At 42.1% G+C, this 20,900-nt stretch carries 17 protein-coding genes; 11 read left to right on the forward strand and 6 right to left on the reverse strand.

All coding sequences use genetic code 11. The features are described 5' to 3' along the window. Nucleotides 1-664: 664 nt before the first annotated feature. Both RM544_RS00345 and RM544_RS00350 read right to left on the reverse strand, forming a co-directional pair. Entirely contained in the window at nucleotides 665-5,119 is a 4,455-nt protein-coding gene (locus RM544_RS00345; protein ID WP_311359797.1) for an EAL domain-containing protein, read from the reverse strand. 273 nt (nucleotides 5,120-5,392) lie between these two features. After that, the gene (locus RM544_RS00350) at nucleotides 5,393-8,137 is read right to left on the reverse strand and encodes an insulinase family protein (protein WP_311359798.1); all 2,745 of its coding nucleotides are present in this window, start codon (nucleotides 8,135-8,137) and stop codon (nucleotides 5,393-5,395) included. A 166-nt stretch (nucleotides 8,138-8,303) separates the two neighbouring features. Between RM544_RS00350 and sixA the strand changes: the two genes are divergently transcribed. Together sixA and RM544_RS00360 are read left to right on the forward strand one after the other, a co-directional pair. Further along, on the forward strand, nucleotides 8,304-8,792 hold the full coding sequence (gene sixA, locus RM544_RS00355; RefSeq protein WP_311360703.1) for a phosphohistidine phosphatase SixA: 489 nt from the start codon (nucleotides 8,304-8,306) through the stop codon (nucleotides 8,790-8,792). Between the two features lie 74 nt (nucleotides 8,793-8,866). Next, nucleotides 8,867-9,073: a hypothetical protein gene (locus RM544_RS00360; RefSeq protein ID WP_311359799.1), complete on the forward strand. Its 207-nt coding sequence runs from the start codon at nucleotides 8,867-8,869 to the stop codon at nucleotides 9,071-9,073. A 12-nt stretch (nucleotides 9,074-9,085) separates the two neighbouring features. On the opposite strand, the gene RM544_RS00365 is transcribed toward RM544_RS00360, so the two are convergent. Next, nucleotides 9,086-10,384, reverse strand: coding sequence for an HlyC/CorC family transporter (locus RM544_RS00365; protein WP_311359800.1), 1,299 nt, complete (start codon nucleotides 10,382-10,384; stop codon nucleotides 9,086-9,088). Nucleotides 10,385-10,437: 53 nt separating this feature from the next. Then, nucleotides 10,438-11,235: a cytochrome C assembly family protein gene (locus RM544_RS00370; RefSeq protein WP_311359801.1), complete on the reverse strand. Its 798-nt coding sequence runs from the start codon at nucleotides 11,233-11,235 to the stop codon at nucleotides 10,438-10,440. A gap of 109 nt (nucleotides 11,236-11,344) precedes the next feature. On the opposite strand from RM544_RS00370, the gene ffh reads away from it, so the two are divergent. The 5 genes from ffh to rplS all read left to right on the forward strand — a co-directional run bounded on the left by ffh (nucleotide 11,345) and on the right by rplS (nucleotide 15,013). After that, nucleotides 11,345-12,730, forward strand: coding sequence for a signal recognition particle protein (ffh, locus tag RM544_RS00375; RefSeq protein ID WP_311359802.1), 1,386 nt, complete (start codon nucleotides 11,345-11,347; stop codon nucleotides 12,728-12,730). Between the two features lie 326 nt (nucleotides 12,731-13,056). Then, nucleotides 13,057-13,305: a 30S ribosomal protein S16 gene (gene rpsP / locus RM544_RS00380; RefSeq protein WP_311359803.1), complete on the forward strand. Its 249-nt coding sequence runs from the start codon at nucleotides 13,057-13,059 to the stop codon at nucleotides 13,303-13,305. 32 nt (nucleotides 13,306-13,337) lie between these two features. Continuing rightward, nucleotides 13,338-13,868, forward strand: a complete 531-nt coding sequence (rimM, locus tag RM544_RS00385) for a ribosome maturation factor RimM (protein ID WP_311359804.1) — start codon at nucleotides 13,338-13,340, stop codon at nucleotides 13,866-13,868. Continuing rightward, nucleotides 13,868-14,635: a tRNA (guanosine(37)-N1)-methyltransferase TrmD gene (gene trmD, locus RM544_RS00390; protein WP_311359805.1), complete on the forward strand. Its 768-nt coding sequence runs from the start codon at nucleotides 13,868-13,870 to the stop codon at nucleotides 14,633-14,635. The genes rimM and trmD overlap by 1 nt, the downstream gene beginning before the upstream one ends. Before the next feature lie 18 nt (nucleotides 14,636-14,653). Then, entirely contained in the window at nucleotides 14,654-15,013 is a 360-nt protein-coding gene (gene rplS / locus RM544_RS00395; RefSeq protein WP_311359806.1) for a 50S ribosomal protein L19, read from the forward strand. A gap of 107 nt (nucleotides 15,014-15,120) precedes the next feature. Here rplS and RM544_RS00400 read toward each other — a convergent pair whose 3' ends face one another. Then, nucleotides 15,121-15,336: a hypothetical protein gene (locus RM544_RS00400; protein ID WP_311359807.1), complete on the reverse strand. Its 216-nt coding sequence runs from the start codon at nucleotides 15,334-15,336 to the stop codon at nucleotides 15,121-15,123. 59 nt (nucleotides 15,337-15,395) lie between these two features. Here RM544_RS00400 and RM544_RS00405 point away from each other — a divergent pair, with 59 nt between their 5' ends. After that, nucleotides 15,396-15,782, forward strand: coding sequence for a YkgJ family cysteine cluster protein (locus RM544_RS00405; protein ID WP_311359808.1), 387 nt, complete (start codon nucleotides 15,396-15,398; stop codon nucleotides 15,780-15,782). Here RM544_RS00405 and RM544_RS00410 read toward each other — a convergent pair. Next, nucleotides 15,779-16,234, reverse strand: coding sequence for a hypothetical protein (locus RM544_RS00410; RefSeq protein WP_311359809.1), 456 nt, complete (start codon nucleotides 16,232-16,234; stop codon nucleotides 15,779-15,781). The genes RM544_RS00405 and RM544_RS00410 overlap by 4 nt on opposite strands. Before the next feature lie 534 nt (nucleotides 16,235-16,768). Between RM544_RS00410 and RM544_RS00415 the strand changes: the two genes are divergently transcribed. From RM544_RS00415 to tyrA, 3 genes are all read left to right on the forward strand, one after another. After that, a complete protein-coding gene (locus RM544_RS00415) occupies nucleotides 16,769-18,307 on the forward strand; it encodes an AbgT family transporter (protein WP_311359810.1) in 1,539 nt (512 codons plus the stop codon). A gap of 298 nt (nucleotides 18,308-18,605) precedes the next feature. After that, the gene (locus RM544_RS00420; RefSeq protein WP_311359811.1) at nucleotides 18,606-19,694 is read left to right on the forward strand and encodes a 3-deoxy-7-phosphoheptulonate synthase; all 1,089 of its coding nucleotides are present in this window, start codon (nucleotides 18,606-18,608) and stop codon (nucleotides 19,692-19,694) included. A gap of 10 nt (nucleotides 19,695-19,704) precedes the next feature. After that, nucleotides 19,705-20,844, forward strand: coding sequence for a bifunctional chorismate mutase/prephenate dehydrogenase (gene tyrA, locus RM544_RS00425; RefSeq protein ID WP_311359812.1), 1,140 nt, complete (start codon nucleotides 19,705-19,707; stop codon nucleotides 20,842-20,844). Nucleotides 20,845-20,900 lie beyond the last annotated feature (56 nt).

Raw genomic sequence — 20,900 nt, forward strand, 5'->3', positions numbered from 1 at the left:
AATCTGCACGTCATCCCTAAATCTACACGTCATCCCCGCGCATGCGGGGATCTATTTAAACTATGGTTCGTATTGGGCCCCCGCCTTCGCGGGGGGGACGGTGTTGTGGGGGGACGGGGATGCGGGGATCTATTTAAAACTATGGTTTGCATTGGGCCCCCGCCTCCGCGGGGGTGACGGTGTTGTGGGGTGACGGTATTGCGGGGGTGACGGTGTTGCGTGGTGACGGTATTTCGGGGGTGACGAGCTTGTGAGAGTGCAGTGTTTCGAAAGCGTGACACTTAACTCTCAAAAAATACAGTTGGTATAGTCATTATTCAGCCTATTTATTAATCAAAATGTTATACTTCGGTATCGTTCGGTAGGTTTTATCTCAACAACGGTTCAGATAACATTAATGGCGAGTCGAATACAATTTTCAAATGAGGAAGCATACATCATGATGGTGGGTTTATTGATAGTGATAAGCTTCCTAGCGAGTAGTTTGTACTACTATGTAGAAGCTGTTAAAAATGCGATGGGAAAGAAGCGTTGGGTCGTTGGCGGTATTATAATGGGACCGATGTTATTTCCGATGTTTAACATTTCTAAGACTGTACATTTACGAAAAAGTAGCGGTTTTCACAACTGCTATCTCCGTTCTTAAAACAATCCTTCTGCGCTTTTAGCGTTTACCAATTTTGAGACCTGGCCTAATTGGGCTGGGTTTCGTTGGGTTCAGTAAATGCGACATGTTACGCCCTTCACTTAGCAATGCCTCGAATTTCGAGGCGCTTACAGGTTTGCTAAATAAGTAACCTTGTAACATTTCGCACTCGTAACGCTTCAAAATATCAAGTTGCTTCTCATGCTCTACACCTTCAGCGACAACTTTTAAACCAAGGTTGTGAGCGATATTGATGATTGACTCAGCCATATGCTTATCGACTGAACTTGTTGCAATATCATCGATAAAGGCTTTGTCAATTTTCAATGTATGGATAGGGAATTTCTTCAAATAGGCAAGGGAAGAGTAGCCCGTACCAAAATCATCCAGTGCCAAGTGGATCCCTCTTTCTCTCAAGCGCTGCATCATCTTCAAGGCTTGCTCCGGGTTTTCCATTAGCGTGCCTTCGGTAATTTCACACTCGAGATGCAGGGGAGATAAGCCAACCTGCTTCAAGATCCGCTCAATTCTGTCATCAAGGTCAGGCAATTCAAACTGCTTGGCGGAGATATTGACCGCCACACGGCCAGTAAACAGACCTGAATCAACCCAGCGTTTGGTATCAATACAAGCCTTGCGCAACACTTGTTCACCTATTTCAAGGATTTGACCTGTCTGCTCCGCCAGAGGAATGAACTGCCCTGGGCTAACGATGCCTTTTTGAGGGTGCTCAAAGCGCACAAGCGCCTCCATGCTGACCAGTCTGCCAGATGTGATATCAATTTTGGGCTGGTAGAAAACACTAAACAAGTCTTCTTTAATACCGAATCTTATTAGGTTCTCTATTTGCAACTGTCTAACCGCATTCTGATTCATCTCGCCGCTAAAGAACTGATAATTACTTCCGCCATTGTTCTTAGCAAAATACATAGCAGTGTCGGCATTCTTGAGTAACTCTTGATGCGTTGAGCCATCTTCAGGATAAGTCGCAATACCGATACTTACCCCAAGTACAAACTCTTGCTTGTTGATGTAGAAAGGGCGAGAAAGAGCATCTAATACGTCTTGAGCGATGTGTGAAATACGATGCACCGTTGTGGTTGCTTCAATCAACATACTAAACTCATCGCCGCCTAATCGATAGGTGGTTGAGGTCGAACTCGTTATTTTGCTTAGCCTTCGAGCAATCTGCTTGATCAGTAAATCACCCGTTTGGTGACCGAGTGAATCGTTAATTCGCTTGAAGTTATCCATGTCGAGACAAATCAATGCATGTGGTGTTTCACGCCTGACTAAATTTTCATGACTCGCTTGGAAGAACGAACGGTTCGGTAAATTTGTTAATGGGTCAGTATTTGCTAATTTGAGTAATTCTTTTTCGGTTTTTTTGCGAGAGCTTATATCAGAAAATACACCTACGTAGTGACTTATCTGCTGGTCTTCATTGCGAATAGCATCAATGGTCATTTCTAACTGATATTTTTCACCGTTAGCTCTCATCGCATCCACTTCACTAGACCATGTGCCTTTGTGGCGCAGCGTCTTCTTCACTTCTTCAGTGAAGGCATCAGGGTATTGACTAAATGACAGTTTACTCGCAAGAGACTGCTCAACTGTGTCACCGGTGTAGTTACAGTAGGCACTATTGACTGACATGAACCTAAACTCATGATCAGCAATGAAAACACCTTCTGTTATATTCTCAAAACTGCTTTTAAATAAATTGAGTTGTTCTTCTGCTTGCTTCAGATGGTTTATGTTTTTCAAGGTGCCCGTCATGCGCAGCGCTTTATGGTGGGAGTCTCGTTTGACAATTTTGCCACGATCAAGCACCCAAACCCAATCACCCGCGAATGTTTTGACTCTATAGGCAAGTTCGAAAAACTGTGTTTTACCTTCGATATGATCTTGTAAGGCCTGGGTTAACCGTTCAACATCATTCTCGTGAACGTTGTTCTCGTATGTCGTATGACTGCGGAAACTGTCTTGTGGGAAGTCGATCGTATTCCACGTGTTTTGGCGATATATTTGTCCACTGATAATATCCCAGTCCCATAATTCGTCTCCACTGGAAGAAAGAGTCAATGTTAAGCGTTCAACATCTTCCGTTAGGGTTTGATCACGCGTTTTACGCGATTTCATCTTGTTGATCTGATAGACCACCAAGAACACGATAAAGAAGGCATAGAAAATTAAGGCGCGAGTATGTAACCAAAAAGGCTTATCTACTGCGATAGTTAATTCGTTGCTGGCTGACCACGCTCCACCGTTGATGCGTGCTTGCACTTTGAATATGTAGTCACCAAAAGATAAGTAACTATAAGAGGCCAATCTATTCGCCGACGTGTAAGTCCAGTCCTTGTCGAGCCCATCCAATATATAACGATATTCAGTTGCACTAGCATTGATGCTGTTTACTACACCAAACTCAATATTTATACGGCTTTCTGAGTGTGCCATACTGAAGTCATTTAACATGAAAGCAGGTGAGATAGGCTTCTCTGATTGATCAACATCCGGAGCGCTAAAGGCCAAGAATTGGGGTTTTATGGGGGCATCATATTTATTGGTGTTTGTTTGCGTCGTTTGCAAATAATGAATGCCAATAGATCCGCCTATGAGCAGGTTTTGGTCTTCAGTTGTGACGATTGCTTTGCGATTTAGTTCGTTAAAACTTAGAGCGCTTTTTGAGCGACGCTTTACAATAATACTTTTGCTTAGATCAACGTTGTATATACCTTGTCGACTGCCATACCAAATCGTATTATCGATGCCAATTGCCGAACGAATGTCGCCTGTAGCGTTGTCATCTTCTCCCGATATTTCGCGAAGTAAGGTCAGGCTGACCTTATCCAGTTTAAAGATGCCTTTGTTTTGACTGATTAACCAGTAGGCATCTTGATGACTATATACATGCACGACCTTTAAGTTACCTAAATCTTCTAAACCACTAGGACGCGTGAATTGCGCCGATTCAGGATTACTGATCATTACACCAACGTTTGTTTGTAACCATATTTGACCACGATCATCAGCAAAAACAGGACTCGCAGATGATACGTCTGCAGGCAAACTAACAAAATTCTCTTCGTAATTGGTCGTGTCGATATTCGACAAACCTTTGTCTTGATGCCAAACCCATAACTTGTTTTGGAAAAGACTTACTTGGCTAAATGACTTATTTGCGTGAATTTGGTTTTCAAAAACTAGAGCGTCATTCTCAATGCGGTAACTATGAATCCCATCATTCGACGCAAGCCAAACCTTATTGTTAGCATCAATCTCAATGTCATTGATCATCGCTTTGGTTTGAATGGGAAACTGGGTGAAAAAACCTTGCTTCTGATTGAATTTGTTGAGGCCATCTAAGCGAGTAGCTGCCCAAATATCTTGATTATTTGATTTCGCGAACCCGATAACCTGACGACCCGATAAACTTTTACTATCTCCCTCAACAGGCTTATACAGCTTGAGAGGACTGGCAGCAGGATGGAAACTATGCAAACCTGCACTTGCAGTACCTAACCAAGCCGTTCCCATACGAGAAAGAAAAATACTGGTGATGTTACTGTCTTGCAAGCCACTAGAAAAAGCATTGTTGTGGTTGATAATGGTATGGATGTCTGAGTTGCGATCGGTAATTACCAAGCCACGATTGCTGGCAATCCAAAGGCTTTCACCGTCAAAAACAATATCGTTCACTGCATCAGATGGCATATCTGGGTTGCTTTGAGTATTCAGCAACTCTTGTGTATTGGTGCTTGAATCTAAGCTCAATAAACCGCGATTCGTTGCAATCCAATACTTATTGCCAACAACTTCTATTTTGTTGATGTTGACTTTAGGGAGTGTAAAATTCCATGGGTTTTGTTTGGTTAAGTCGAACAATTGGCTAGATATTTTATCAAAAATATATATACCGCCATAAACCGAGTTGATCCAAATACGAGAGTTTTCATCTTTGATGTAAGTGATATTTGTTGGAAATGGACTTTGACTAATAACTTGTGTAACTTTTCGACTCTGGGCGCTAATGCGGTACATTGAGTTTTGCACCGTGAAATAAATCTCCTTACCAAAAGCGCTGGCGAGACTGGTAATTTCATTCCCTTTGATGATGCTATTTTCGCTATTGATGACTGAAAAGCTATCTGTGTTGTAGTCGTATACCCCTAAGCCTTGATCAGTTGCTACCCATAAATTGTCTTGGTTATCTATCAGAATACGAGTGATATTGTTACTTGGAATAGAACGAGGATTAGCTGCGTCAGCACTGTAGACTTTGTTGCTATATCCATCGTATTTACTGAGCCCGTCATTCGACACAATCCATATGAAACCATATTTATCTTCAAGTGTTTGTTTGACTTGGCTTTGAGAAAAGCCGTTTTGTGCTGAAAGGTGTTCAAAATTTAGGTTGGTGAGGACCCGTGCCGTCGCTGGAAACAGAAACTGCATGCTGATAAGCATCATTAAAATGAGCCATTTCTGGGAAAGGGCGCGAGTCAAAATTTTTACCGCCTAGTTGTTTTTATTATTTTTATTTTTTAAACGCTTGCAAAGAATGCCTAAATTTTGGCTGTAGCTCAAGTGTTTATTGGTGTTGGAGGCTTGTTTGCTTAAAACTTAACCAATGCGTGCGCCATGTGGGTGAAAAGTAGGCATAGGTCGAGTTTTGCACAGCTGCGCTGAGTGAAAATTGATCAGTCTTAAGTGGCTAATAGAAAGCCTTCTTTAACGCAAAGATTAGACGTATTTACATGACTTTTTGAGTTCTATAACACTATTTGCAAAAGTGCAGTTAGACAGTCTGGTAGGCGCACCTTTAGTTGCTGTCGTTAAAAATACCGAACGTTTCATGTTTGTCGAGGAAAGCAAAGCAAGAATACCCGCTTTAAATTCATCAAAAGACAATTCCTTGATTTGTTTGTAGAAGTTTGCATTTTCACTTTGCTCTTCTATTATTTCGAATTCCAACCAAAGGCGCTGAGCATATTGGGTTGTATTGGTGTCTTCTGAGGAAAACTGCTTTGACAAAGAGTTGATAAAATTGTCGAAAATAGGCTCAATGTCGTCGATCTCCTTACAAAAATCTTCCAAAACGTTCTCTATAGCTTCTAATAGAACATCACTTTGATAATTGGGCGATTGTACATAACTGGCAATACCGGGTCGTTTATTGATAGGCATGTAACCGCAACCAACTAAATATCCAAGATTTTGCTTGTTTCTTAATTCGTCAAAGATAATGGGTGATAACAATTTTTCCATTGCGACAAACAAGCATTTGCTCTCTACGCTACTGTCCTTAGCTTGTAAGTAGTGCACTACGGCGTGTTCACCATGATGGTTTTCTTTCATCAGACAAATATTTTGTTTATGCAAATCAGCTACTCTACGACCTGATTTGTGGGCTTTGTTAAAGTGAATCGCATTATTTTTAAGACGCTTGAATAATTTTTCTGCTTGTTCGAGGGACCAGTTGCCAACGACCAGGCCCTCAACATGAGTTTCGACAAAGTATTTTTCTACATGAGCTTGAACTTCAGGTAAGAATACTGAGTTCAACTCTTCTAAAATTGATTTTTGACCGATTGTGTTTTCCTGGTAAAGGCAGTTTAACTCGGAAAATAGCTGGTTGACTGGCTTGTTTAACAAGGTGTTCTGCAGCGATTTTTGTAGCTTTTCCTTCATCGTGAGGAAGGTCGATGGGGTTACTTTCACCCGAGTAAGTGCGCGCAATATCTCTTCACATAACACCAATTGTCGGTGAGAAAATCCGCTAGTATGCAGGCTAACACCACCTTGGTGTCCGTACAGACGAAAGTGAATGCCAGCGAGTTCAGCACTATTATACTGGTTATTCAATTGTTCACTGATACATTCGACCCAGAGGCGTTTGATTGCAATATTTCTCGCTGAGCCAATCATGTTTGGACTTTCTAAACTAAAATAACAATCTCCTTTGGGCGTATTAAAGGCTGTGTTTTGAGTGAACTTAATCAATAAATCATCAGATTCAAAATTGATAATCTGGTTCGCCGTAAGTTCTGCTTTTACTATGTTAAAATCATCACTCATATATGGGTTGCGTTGCGGAAGTGACCAATCATTTTGGGCATTACTTTCTGCAAAAGCTTCGAGATTTCTCACGCTATAAGGTGCTTCATATTGAGCACTTACTTTGTCTGTCTTAGCATTTTCATGGATGAAGAATACTCGCAAATTAGCGGGTTTGAAGTGCGCTAAGAATGCATCGAAAGCATCGCTATCATAACGGTCCATTACGGTATCGACACTTAGCGCTTGGTCTAGTGTGTACTCGTGTAGTCGGGTTGCAAGCAGAACAGCCTCATCGATACCAGAGGGGCTAGGTGCGTGCTTTACTTGAAGGGCTAGTTGCTGGGCCTTTTCATCAAAACGCCAGTGTTCAATTCCTTGTTGTTGCAAAAATTCGAACCAACTACACACCAAGGTAAGTATATTTTCTACATTATCTGCCCCTTTATCCGTCAGGCGCAGATTAATATTAATATCTTGATGGCGCTTATCATTGATTCCACCACTGGCAATGACTTCGACTATATACCCGAGCCTTTTCAAGCGCCATTGAAGGCCATTTTCGTTACTATCTTCTATAAGGTGACTAAGCAAAAGTATCGGTTTGCTGCGATTCAATGTTGATAAGTTAGGTAAGCAATAAGTAAGCATCAAATTTTGCGTGAATTTGTGTGGCTTTACTTCAATCTGAATTTGCTTATGTTCGTCTAAATATAAGTCTGGAAGTTGCGGTATACTCTGCGCTTCAAGCTTGTCATCAAAGATACTGAGTTTGTCTGTGATAGCTTGCATATTTTCACTATTTAACCAACTTTGCTCAGCGACAATGGCAACTTTAATATTGCTGGAAATAAAATACTGTTCATGATGTTGTTTCAACATCGTTTGGAGCTCGTTTTCGCTGTAACGAGAAAATATGCCTTTGTTTCCCACGCTAAATTTAGTAAACGGATGTTCGCTATTAGCTGTTTCTTTATGAATGTCGTATAAACGTCGAACATCGTCCTGTTGACGAAGTTGGAATTCGGCATCGACAGCCAGAACTTCCTGCTGAATGCCGTTCAAGGACATATTCGGGTACTTCAGCATATCTAGCAGCACATCTAATGCCTCGTGGAATATTGTGTGAGGGCAGTCAAAATGAAAATTACACGTTTCAGCAGAGGTCCAGGCATTAATGAACCCTCCATTCTTATGCAACAAATCATGCAGGTAGTTACCATCAGTGTAAGCATGGCTGCCAGTGAAGAGCATATGTTCTAGTAAATGGGAGAGGCCGGGGCAATTATCAGGATCATTAAAGTGTCCCATTCCAATGGAGATTGAAAAGGAGGCTTTGGGCGCCTTCGGGCACTTAATGAGAGCGAATTCAAGTTTGTTTTGCAGGGTGTTTGCAAAATACTCTCTTTCGGCTAGTCTTGATAATAACAATGCAGTTCCTTGATCCTTAACCGAATATAAAACATTCAAACGTATATGTTGTAAAGAATTATCGACCTACGTCATGAACAATATACCAAAAACGTATTGTTAATCGACCTGAATAGATGTTAGCGTCAGTCCGCGAAAAAACTTCACACGAAAAGAAGAAAAATTGATGATTATATTTGTGATGCGCCACGGAGAGGCCGAGCCCTATAAGCAAGACGATACTTCTCGTCAGTTAACAGGTTTCGGAGTAACTCAAGTGGAGCACGCCGCTAAGTGGATGAAGGCAGCGTTAAATGACATGTCGCTAACGCCTGACTTAGATTTAGTCTTAGTGAGCCCGTATGTGCGCACTCAGGAGACAATTGCGTCAGTGTTGGAATATTTGCCCGCTTCAAAGGTCGTCAAAACAGCAGCAATAACACCTATGCAAAATCCAGCATCAGTACAAGATCTTATCGATGGTTATCTTCTTTCTGAGCCTGAGTTACAAACGATGCTTGTTGTTAGTCACATGCCATTAGTTAGCTTACTAAGTGACTTGTTGAGCCATGGATTCAATGCAAGAATTTTTGATACTGCTGACGTCTTGATGATTAATTACGATGCTCAAAACAGTCGTGGTAAGCAAGTGAAGTTCTATCAAAGTTTGACGTAATAACAGTCTAGATTTCTCGCCGCCTACCGATACAAGCTATACTTAGTATTGAATTCGCGAGCGCTATCACCACCATGTCAAAAAAGTCTCTTCCTTTAACCCTATACCAGACGCTGGAGCACCATGCTCGGGACTCTGATATTGAGGATAATGAAGAACTAAAAGATATCATGGAGAAGCTAGAAGCGCTGAATCAAAAAGTAGAAGCTTTTAAACAGCGAGCCAGGGAAAAACGTATCGAAAAGTCGAGTAACGTTATTCCCTTAAAACCCAAAAAGTAGTGCGCCGTCTCTCTAAGTTTTGCTAATGACCTCTATTTCCATAGGCTGCGCGTAGAAGTGTGGCAATATTCTCACTGTTTTAATCATGTTTCCGCTGATGTCGACGATTTCAATCGGATAGCCCGCCAAGCGTAAACTAATATTGTTTTCTGGTATTTCTTCCAAGTACTCTAGGATCAAGCCGTTTAAGGTTTTCGGGCCTTCGGTCGGGAAGGTCCAATCCATCTCTTTATTGAGTTCTCGGACGTTCGCACTGCCGTCGACTAAAAAGCTACCGTCTTGCTGAGGAATAGCTTCTTTACTGTAGTCTGGCACCATTGAAGTCGTGAAATCACCAATAATCTCTTCCAAAATATCTTCAAGGGTGACCAAGCCTTGTATGTCACCATACTCGTCTACGACAAGGCCAATTCGTTCGCGCTCGGCCTGAAACTTATACATTAAAGTATGTAAAGGCGTTGAATCAGGCGTAAAGTAAATCTCCTTTACTGCTCGTAACATCGTCGCTTTTGTAAACTGGTCTTTCGATAGAAGTCGCAGTGCATCTCTAACATGCACAAAGCCAACAGCATCATCGATGCTATCTCTAAACAACAGTACACGTGTATGTTGCGAGTGCGTGAGTTGTTTTTGAATATCCTTCCAATCGTCGTTAATATCGATGGCATAAATATCACTGCGCGGCACCATGATGTCTTCCGCTGTGACTTTCTCTAGGTCAAGTATGCTCACTAACATGTCTTGGTGTTTCTTTGGGATCATGGTTCCGGCTTCATACACCACAGTTCTTAGCTCTTCTCGCGACAATGAGTCACCGTCGGCTCCTGCAGGATTAATTCTTAGGACAGCTAAGAAACCATTGGTAAACCCGTTTACTAACATAACAAAAGGAGTTAACAATAATAGCAACGGCAATAAGAGAAAGGAGCTTGGAAAGGCTATCTTTTCAGGGTAAAGGGCGGCAATTGTTTTTGGCGTGACTTCTGCGAACACCAGCATGATGAATGTTAGGCCCAAGGATGTGGCAATAAATGCACCAAACTCACCAAAATAACGAGACGCAATTTCTCCTGCAACTAAAGCTGCAGCGATGTTGACTAGATTATTTCCGATAAGAATTAAACCGATGAGACGATCTGGCCTAGCGAGTAGTTTTTGGACTCGTAGCGCTCTTGCATCTCCTTCGTTTGCTAAATGCTTTAGTTTGTAACGGTTGATCGTCATCATGCCGGTTTCCGAACTCGAAAAGTAGGCAGATAGCAAAATTAATACGACTAGTGCAATAAACAGTGTACTTGTGGAAACGTCCAACTAATGGATCCCTCTGTAATAAAAAAGTATTTTGAAATGTGAGTTTTGCGTCATTATAGGACGAATTCTCTCACGAATCGGCTGCCAAAATAGGCGAGTGTTAATAGAATGACGCCGATGAAATTATACGTCACCAATGTTCGTGCTTTTAATCCGTAAAAATGTTGCAAGGTCAGTGCCACAATATAGATGACAAAAGCGCTGCTGGACAGGATTGTCTTATGCGCATAGCCGTCGGCAAACATATTCGGAATAAAAACGAAACCAGAGAAAAGAGCAATGCCCAAGACTACGGTGCCAAACGCCATCAGTTTACTCAAAATATGTTCAACGGACATTAAGGGCGGCAGCGAGTTATTCGATAATGAAATTTGCTTGTGCTTAAGTTGGTAATTGATATACGCCAGTTGCAGCGCATATAAAAAACTGATGCTTAACAAACCAAATGCAAAAAGACTTAATATAATGTGGCTAATCAATCCTGCACTCATGTCTATGTGGATCCCGGTTGAGTGGGGAGCAAACATTTGCAAAGTAATAAACAAAGCTGAAAAAAAGCTGACAACCGGTAAAAAAACCAAGTTTTTGATATAGGCATTCGCGAAAAGCATAGTAATGGTGACAAGCCAAGCAAGTAAAGCCGCAACCTGAGTAATACTTAACTGTTCGGATTGATTGTCCAAGTTGCTTGCCACTATGAGTGCTAAGTGGCCAATGCTAGCCGCAATTAGACAATATACAGGCCATTGACTTGATTGCTTTTCGGTCGCAAAAAAAGCCTTGGATAATGCTACTCCTGCCCATAAATAAAGGCATAAGGTCGGAATATACAAAGCGAAAGACAAATCCATTGGTTTACCTAAGTTAAACTTGAGCACAGTTTATATCAAATCAGTGTCGATATGCGCAACATAAGTATTGTATACTCTAGAGTAATTATAGCGAAATCAAATTATTAATATGTTTCAGAATTTATCAGACAGATTAGGCCAAACGCTAAAAAACATTAGTGGTAAAGGCCGTATTACAGAAGAAAACGTTAAAGAAACACTGCGTGAAGTACGTATGGCCTTGCTTGAGGCTGATGTTGCTTTACCTGTAGTTAAAGACTTCGTTAACCGTGTTAAAGAGCGTGCCGTCGGTATTGAAGTATCGAAAAGTCTTAATCCAGGGCAGATGCTCATTAAGATAGTGCAGGGCGAACTTGAAGCGGTCATGGGTTCTGAGAACGAAGGTTTGAACTTAGCGGCAACTCCTCCGGCAGTGATTATGATGGCCGGTTTGCAGGGTGCTGGTAAAACAACCAGTGTCGGTAAGCTATCTAAATTCTTAAAAGAGCGTGACAAGAAAAAAGTCATGGTAGTGAGTGCTGATGTTTATCGACCTGCTGCTATCAAGCAGCTACAAACCTTAGCTGAGGAAGTCGATGTTGAATTCTTCCCTTCATCAACATTGCAAAAGCCTATTGATATAGTAGAAGGAGCGATTGCTCAAGCTAAATTGCAGTTTATCGACGTTCTTATCGTCGATACGGCGGGTCGACTCGCCGTTGACACTGAAATGATGAATGAAATTAAAGAGCTACACAGTGCTGTGAAGCCAGTTGAGACTTTGTTCGTCGTTGATGCTATGACTGGCCAAGATGCCGCAAATACTGCAAAAGCCTTCAACGAAGCGCTACCTTTGACAGGTGTCATCTTAACAAAAGCAGACGGTGATGCCCGTGGTGGTGCAGCTCTATCTGTTAAACATATTACTGGCAAACCGATTAAGTTTCTGGGTATGGGCGAAAAGCTAGACGCCTTAGAACCTTTCCATCCACAACGTATTGCTAGCCGTATATTAGGTATGGGTGATGTGCTCAGCCTTATTGAAGAAGTTGAGCGTAAAGTAGATAAAAATAAAGCTCAGCAACTTGCTCAAAAAGTGAAGAAAGGGAAAGGTTTCGATCTTCAAGATTTTAAAGAGCAGCTTGAGCAAATGCGTAACATGGGCGGCATGATGTCGTTGATGGATAAAATGCCGGGCATGAGTAACATGACTGCGAAAATAAAAGATCAAGCCAACGACAAGCACTTTACCCAAATGGAAGCCATTATTAATTCGATGACGCCAGGTGAAAGACAACGTCCCGATGTAATAAAAGGGTCGCGCAAACGTCGTATAGCGGCTGGTTCAGGTACACAAATCCAAGACGTGAATAAGCTTCTGAAGCAATTCACGCAAATGCAAAAAATGATGAAGAAAATGTCTGGCGGCGGCATGAAGAAAATGATGCGCGGCATGGGTGGCATGATGCCTCCAGGCGGACCAGGCGGCATGGGCGGTGGTTTCGGCCCACGCTAAACAAAAATGGGGTCAGAGTTAATTTCTCACTTCCCCATCTTTTTAGCCTGACCACCACCTTAGCAATGTAAACACGCTTTACGGCGTCCTGCCCGCTCTCAAACGGCATCCATGCCGTTTGAAGGTTTACATTGCTAAGGTGGTGATCAAACTAAGATGGGGAAAAATTAACTCTGCCCCCATTTTTCTCCTCCCTTTCTTTCCTTTTTAGTTACCGAAAGCCCTTGCAAATTAAGCTGTGAGGCGTATAATTCGCGCACCTTTTTTCCAGCGTAGCGGGAATCTAGGTATGTTAACGGTAACGCTACAACGAGTTTGAGGCATATATGGTTACTATTCGTTTACAGCGTGGTGGCGCGAAAAAGCGTCCATTTTATCAAGTAGTTGTTGCAGACAGTCGTCGTGCACGCAACGGTAAGTTCATTGAAAACTTGGGTTTCTTCAATCCAACTGCACAAGGTCAAGCTGAACGTTTACGTTTAGACCTAGAGCGTGTTGAGTATTGGGTAAGCGTAGGTGCAAGTGTATCTGACCGTGTTACTCGCTTGGTAAAAGATGCAAAAGTTGCTGCTTAGTAGCGCTTTTGTATCAGTGATTTGAGGTAAAAATGAGTTCAGCGTCTGACACTATTATTGTTGGCAAAATCGGTGCTCCTTACGGAGTGAAAGGTTGGGTCAAAATAAACAGTTTTACTCAAGTCACAGCAGATATATTCGGTTATGCACCTTGGCAGTTAAATGGCAACGGTTGCAGCAACCAAGAGATAAAAATTGACCAGTGGCGACAGCAAGGTAAAAACTTGGTAGCTAAGTTGGTTGGAATTGAAACGCGGGACGATGCTGAGCAAATAAAAAATGCTGAGATATCTGTGCCGACTTCGGTTCTTCCTGAATTAGACGACGATTTTTACTGGAAGGATTTAATCGGTATGCAAGTGGTAACTGATAAAGGTTACGATTTGGGAACGGTTAAAGACATGTTCGAAACCGGTGCAAACGATGTGATGCTTGTAAAAGCAAAGAACAACGATGCATTTGGTCAAAAAGAACGCTTATTACCATTTTTACATGACCAAGTTGTGTTGAATGTCGATAAGCAGGCTAAGTCTATCACGGTGGACTGGGACCCAGGTTTTTAATGAAACCTAAGCAACGTTTCGGAGTAGTGACGCTATTTCCTGAAATGTTCGAACCTTTCTTGAATCAAGGAGTGTTCGGCAGAGCAGTGAAAAACGGCATAATTGATGTGGCAATGTTTAATCCTCGCGATTACACCACAGATAAACATCGAACTGTTGACGACCGACCTTATGGCGGTGGACCTGGAATGCTGATGATGGTGCAGCCATTAACAGACGCAATAGCCGATGCTAAAGCAGCATTAGGTGAAAATAGCGTGGTTGTATATTTATCGCCACAAGGAAAGGCCTTGAACCAAACTGAGGTTCAATCTTTAACCCAAATACCGAATTTAATTTTGGTTGCTGGGAGATACGAAGGCATTGATGAGCGAGTTATTAATTCTTTAGTTGATCAAGAATGGTCAATTGGGGATTACGTCTTAAGTGGCGGCGAGCTACCAGCAATGGTATTGATGGATTCTGTATCGAGGTTGTTGCCAGATGTGTTGGGGCATAATCAATCAGCAGTGGAAGATTCTTTTACTAATGGTTTATTAGACTGCCCACATTACACACGGCCCGAAGTGCTAGATGGTGAGGTGGTTCCAAGTGTTTTGTTAAGTGGCAATCACGAGAAAATTAGGCAGTGGCGATTGACCGAGTCTTTACGAAGAACTTTGAGTCGACGCCCTGATTTATTAAATAACCTAGCTCTGACTGAGGAGCAACACAAAATTCTGACACAGCTAGAAGCTGAACAGAAGTTGCAGCAAGATGACAGTTAACTAGGATGAGAGGATCTGATGAGTAAAGTAAGTCAAGATATCATCAAAAAAATTGAGCAAGCACAGCTCAAGACTGATGTTCCGGCATTTGGCCCGGGTGACACTGTAGTTGTTAAAGTAAGAGTAAAAGAAGGCGAGAAAGAGCGTCTTCAGGCATACGAAGGCGTAGTAATCGCTAAGCGTAACCGTGGTCTACACTCTGCTTTCACTGTACGTAAGATTTCAAGTGGTGAAGGTGTAGAGCGTGTGTTCCAAACTCACAGCCCAGCAATCTCTTCTATTGAAGTGAAACGTCGCGGTGCTGTTCGTCGCGCTAAGTTGTACTACTTACGTGAGCGTTCAGGTAAATCTGCACGTATTAAAGAAAAACTTAACTAATTTTAATTTGTCGTTATCGTTAACATTCAAAAGCCCGCTTAATTGCGGGCTTTTTGTTTTTAGAATAATCCGTTTTTGAAAACAACCGTCACCCTCGCAAATAACCGTCACCCTCGCAAACAACCGTCACCCTCGCAAACAACCGTCACCCTCGCGAAGGCGGGGGGCTTCTGGGTTACCGCCTTCACGGTAATGACAACAAGGCCGGTAATGACAACAAGGCCGGTAATGACAACAAGGGCGGTAATGACAACAATGGCGGTAATGACAACAAGGGCGGTAATGACAACAAGGCCGTTAATGACGACAAGGGTGGTAATCACAATAAGGGAGCAATGGCACTTAATGTGTTAGCATGCAAAAAAACAATGTTTAGGTTCTTATGAAAGCGTGTAATCAGTGCGGCAAATGCTGTATCAAGTATGGTGGCGCTGACTTGTCGGTAAGCAAAGAGGAAATTACGCTTTGGGAGTTATTTGAACCTGAAATTTTTGCGTATGTAAAAGAGGGTAAAGTTTGGTTTGATCCTAATACGGGGGAGCCAATGGAGCAATGCCCGTTTCTTGAGGTGGAAAAACCAGCTTCTGCCAATTCAGCTATAAAGTATACTTGTGGTATTTACCTAAATCGTCCTGAAGATTGCCGTCATTATCCAAGCTTAGTGAGCGAAATGATCCGTGATGAGTGTGAGATGATAGAGATAAGTGATCTTAATAACCCCAAGCGCGCTCAAACGAAGCTAGATATATTGATGCAAGACGACCGCTAAGCTGCTATTTCCTCTTGCATGTTTGCTGCCATATTAATTTCGGCTCGAATGACTTTGAACGCAGCCAAGTACTTCGCATTACGTTGGTAACAAACACTTTCAATCACTTCCCCCTCAGCATTTAATAAGTATGTGGCGAATCGAATACCGTTTTTGTAAGGCAAATAGAAGCGATGTATCGTAAATTTTTCGTCAGTCGATGCTGCTGCAATAATCATATACATGCAGGGCGGCAGTTTCATATAGTCCAAACGTTGGTCTTGGCCATACAGTACCAATGATTTCTGGAACGGGTTTTCCGCCAATAGACCTTCCTGCGTTGCTAAGCTGATCGTATGGCGTGAAATTAGCTGGTCAATGCTTTTCAGGCCAGTGCTTTTATGGGTTGTACTAATAAAATATGGCGTCATGTTAGCAGTAGTAATAGTGTCAATAAATGATGATGTATTCATTTGTATCACCTCAATATGATTATACGTGTTTATATGTACAGTATATTGTTGTGTGATATTTAGTCAAACACTTTTTGCAATAAATTTTAAGATCAATACCTAGGATCAGCTATAGGAGTGGTATAGCGGAAAAAACTCGCGATATTCTTTGTACAGTTATTATTCACACTCTCTATCAACTGAGCGTGTGTTAACAAGGTAATAAGAGTGAATGTTCTTTGAGTTTGAACAATGTCGCGGCCATCTAGTAGCTGCGAGAACTGCAAGTAACTTACTCTATTTTTATACCTGTGCAGAATGCACATGATATACACTAGGATAGAAATGATCTGAGTGCTTAAATTGGCCTATCTTGGATTGTTCACATTGCTTTGCGGAATATGATTAAATGTGACCATGATTTGCCCACTTTAATATGGTTTTTTTGATCAAACAGCACTAAAATAATATCGCAATAAATTACAACAGGTTAGTAGGGCGGTTAAACGCTTCCTGCAAAAAATAAAAACTAAAATAATAAAAACGGAGATACCTATGCAAGAGGCATCGTCAACCTGGGTAACCAGAGCGCTTGATAAAGTTGAGCGCGTTGGTAACAAATTACCTGATCCCGCCATCATCTTTTTCATCTGTTTAATCATTATTTGGGTATGTTCTGCCATATTTTCCCAAATGACCTTTGAGGCTTTGGATCCTCGAACCGGTGAAGCGATTGAAGTGAAAAATTTGCTCACTGGTGCAGCAATGGCCGATTTCCTCAGCAGAATGGTGGGTATCTTTACTGGATTCGCACCTTTGGGTGTTGTGCTCGTTGCTATGTTAGGTGTGGGAGTTGCTGAACATTCGGGCTTTATAAGTGCAGGCCTCAAACGGATGCTAGATTGGACACCACGTTCTCTGCTGACCCCGATGGTGGTGTTGGTGGCAATTATAAGTCATACGGCAACTGATGCCGGTTACGTCCTAGTTATTCCTTTAGCTGGAGTTATCTTCTATGCAATGGGAAGGCATCCTTTGGCAGGTATTGCAGCGGCTTTCGCAGGCGTAAGTGGTGGTTTTTGCGCCAACTTCATCCCATCGGCAATAGACCCATTGTTGCAGTCTTTTACACAAAGCGCAGCACAGCTCATAGACCCCGATATACAGGTAAATCCATTAAACAACTGGTTCTTTAACTCGGCATCAACATTGTTAATTGTGGGTATCGCTTGGTACTTAACAGACAAAGTGATTGAGCCAAGGCTTAAAGATGTTGAAGTGGATGGTGATCCAAAAGACATTCCAAAGTTTGAAGACTTAAGCAAGAAACAAGTAAAAGCATTGCGTGTCGCTTCTTTAGCGATGTTAGCCGGGATTGGCATTTTAATAGCGGTGTTAATTCCTGAAACATCACCCATGCGTGATGCAAACGGAGAGCTAACGCAGTATGGCGCACCTATCATGCAGTCTATCGTACCGTTGATTTTCTTACTGTTTTTACTGCCAGGTGTCATCTATGGGTACATGTCAGGTACGTACAGTAGCACCAAAGATATGATCGATAGCATGACCAAGGCAATGCAGGGTATGAGCTACTATATTGTAATGGCTTTTTTCTGTGCTTTATTCATTGATGCCTTCGGCAAGTCCAATCTTGGCGCATTAATGGCGATAAATGGGGCAGAGTTCCTAAAGAACCTATCGCTGCCAGCCATGGTAACTATCGTGGGTATAATCATGTTGACCGCGTTTGTTAACCTATTCGTGGGGTCATCATCTGCTAAATGGGCCTTATTAGGGCCAATATTTGTACCGATGTTAATGCAATTAGGTATTTCACCTGATTTGACTCAGGCGGCATATCGCTTAGGTGATAGTTCTTCGAATATCATCACACCCTTGATGCCTTATTTCCCCCTGGTCGTGGTCTACTGTCAGCGTTATGTGAAGTCTACTGGGATAGGAACGTTGCTGTCACTCATGCTGCCGTTTAGTGTTACCATTCTGATAGCATGGACTCTGTTCTTACTTGCTTATTGGGCCATTGGTATTCCTCTCGGTATACAAGCGAGTTATGTATATCCAGCAGGATAAGCCGACAAATAGGCACGTTAAATGAAAAAAGCGGTCATGATGGCCGCTTTTTTCGTTATAGCCCAAGTTTTTCGGGATTTTCGGTAGGTTTAACTTGAATCAAATTTAATAGTTTGTTAAAAAGTCAATCAACCATTTACTTTAGATATTTTTGAGTGTAAACATAAATTTACGTTTTGATTCGGTAGCAATAAACCCTTTGTTTTCGTGCCCTCACACGTTCTTTTCGTCTCACCAGAAAATGTATGATTTTTTCAATTCAAAGCTTTAAGTAGTTTTCTTTATAAAAGAGCAAATAATGCAAAAAGATACTGTTAACAATATTCATATTTCTTCAGAAGAAGTGCTCGTTACTCCCGATGAACTATCGGCTGAATTGCCTGTTAGCCAAGAGGCATTAGAGGGTGTAATTGCCTCTCGAAAAGTAATTTCCGATATCATTCATGGTAGCGACCATCGCCTGTTAGTGGTGTGTGGTCCATGTTCTATTCATGATGTTGAAGCTGCGAAAGAATATGCGCTCAAACTAAAAGAGTTGCACGAATCAAGTAAAGATACCTTGTATATCGTGATGCGAGTGTATTTCGAAAAGCCGAGAACGACTACAGGTTGGAAAGGCCTGATCAATGACCCACACTTGGATGATACTTTTGATATTGAAGCCGGCCTGCGAAAAGCGCGTGAATTACTTATTTGGTTGGCAGATTTAGGCCTTCCAGTAGCCACAGAGGCGCTTGACCCAATTAGCCCACAGTATTTGGCTGAACTGTTCAGCTGGGCAGCGATTGGTGCCAGAACGTCGGAGTCTCAAACTCACCGTGAAATGGCCAGCGGCTTGTCTATGCCTGTTGGCTTCAAGAACGGCACAGATGGTTCCTTGGGTATTGCTATCAATGCCTTACAATCAGCTGCATCAGGTCATCGTTTTATGGGTATCAACAAAGAAGGGCAAGTCAGCATCATCAAGACCCAAGGAAACCCTGACGGCCACATCATTCTGCGTGGCGGTAAACAGCCCAATTATGACTCTGTGTGTGTGGCGGATTGTGAAACTGAACTCAACAGCGCTGGCATCAACTCAAGTCTAGTGGTCGACTGTAGTCATGCGAACAGCGCTAAAGACTTTCGACGCCAACCTTTAGTGGCTCAAAACGTGGTGAATCAAATCCTTGAAGGTAACCAATCGATTATTGGGATCATGCTCGAAAGTCATCTAAAAGCTGGAAACCAAAGTTCAACAAACAAGCAACTTGCTGATTTGGAGTACGGTGTTTCGATTACAGACGGATGCATCGATTGGGAGCAAACTCATGATCTGATTCTTCAAACTCGTGATAGACTCATCACTGTTTTACCAATGCGTCAATCAAAGCGCTTAACAGCATAACGAAGTAGGCATGTCAGAATCAGATAAAAAGCTAGGTCAACTGCGAAACAGTATCGACGAAATTGATAGTGAGCTGATCGAGCTATTGAAGCGTCGAAATGCACTCACAAGTCAAGTGGGCGAGCTGAAAAGTCAGACTGGTATGCCCATTTATGTGCCTAGTCGAGAGGCAGAAATGATTGCGGCTCGACGTCAAGAGGCTGAGCAGAAATCTGTATCAGCCGACCTTGTTGAAGATGTTTTACGTCGCGTTATCCGTGAGTCTTATCGCTCGCAGCATGCTAATTACTTGTGCATTAACCCTGATATCCAAAAAGTGGTTGTTATTGGTGGTGCAGGCGCGTTGGGTAAAGTGTTTGTCGATTTATTCAGGCAGAGTGATTACGTTGTAGAGGTAATGGAAAAGGATGATTGGCAGCGTGCTGACGCCATTTTCAAAAATGCCGATTTGGTTCTTGTGGCTGTGCCTATCAAATTGACTATTGGTGTTATTGAAAAGCTCAATGCACTGCCAAAACAGTGTATTTTAGCCGATATTACCAGTGTTAAAGATGAGCCATTGCAAGCTATGCTCAATGCGCATGCGGGTCCTGTGGTTGGCTTACACCCGATGTTTGGCCCTGATACACCTGGTATGATTAAACAAGTTGTAGTGGTGTGTGACGGTCGCATGTCTGATAATTACGAGTGGTTGTTAGAGCAAATGCGAACTTGGGGAGCGGTGCTTCATCGTTCATCTAGCCAATCGCATGATAGCGCAATGGCATTCATACAAGTCATGCGTCATTTCAGTACCTTTGTGTACGGGCAACATTTAAAAGAAGAAGATCCAAACTTACAAGAACTCCTGATGTTCAGTTCTCCAATATACCGCTTAGAACTTGCTATGGTGGGAAGGCTTTTTGCTCAAGAACCTGTTTTATATGCCGATATTATATTCAACAAAGAAGAAGGCTTGGCTTTATTAAAGCGTTTCCATACGAGATTTGGTGAAGCACTTAAACTCGTTGAAACACATGATAAACAAGCATTTATTCAACAGTTTAACGAAACAAAAGAGTGGTTTGGTGACTATGCCAAACAGTGTCTTATGGATAGCAAGCAACTACTTTTATCAGCAGATGATAGCCAATTATTAAGGAAAACCTGATTAACGAAAGCTAGTGCTAAGTAAATCTAGTTGATATTAGCGTTTTTAGAATCTAC

This window comes from Brumicola blandensis, from assembly GCF_031846165.1.
GTDB lineage: Bacteria > Pseudomonadota > Gammaproteobacteria > Enterobacterales > Alteromonadaceae > Glaciecola > Glaciecola blandensis.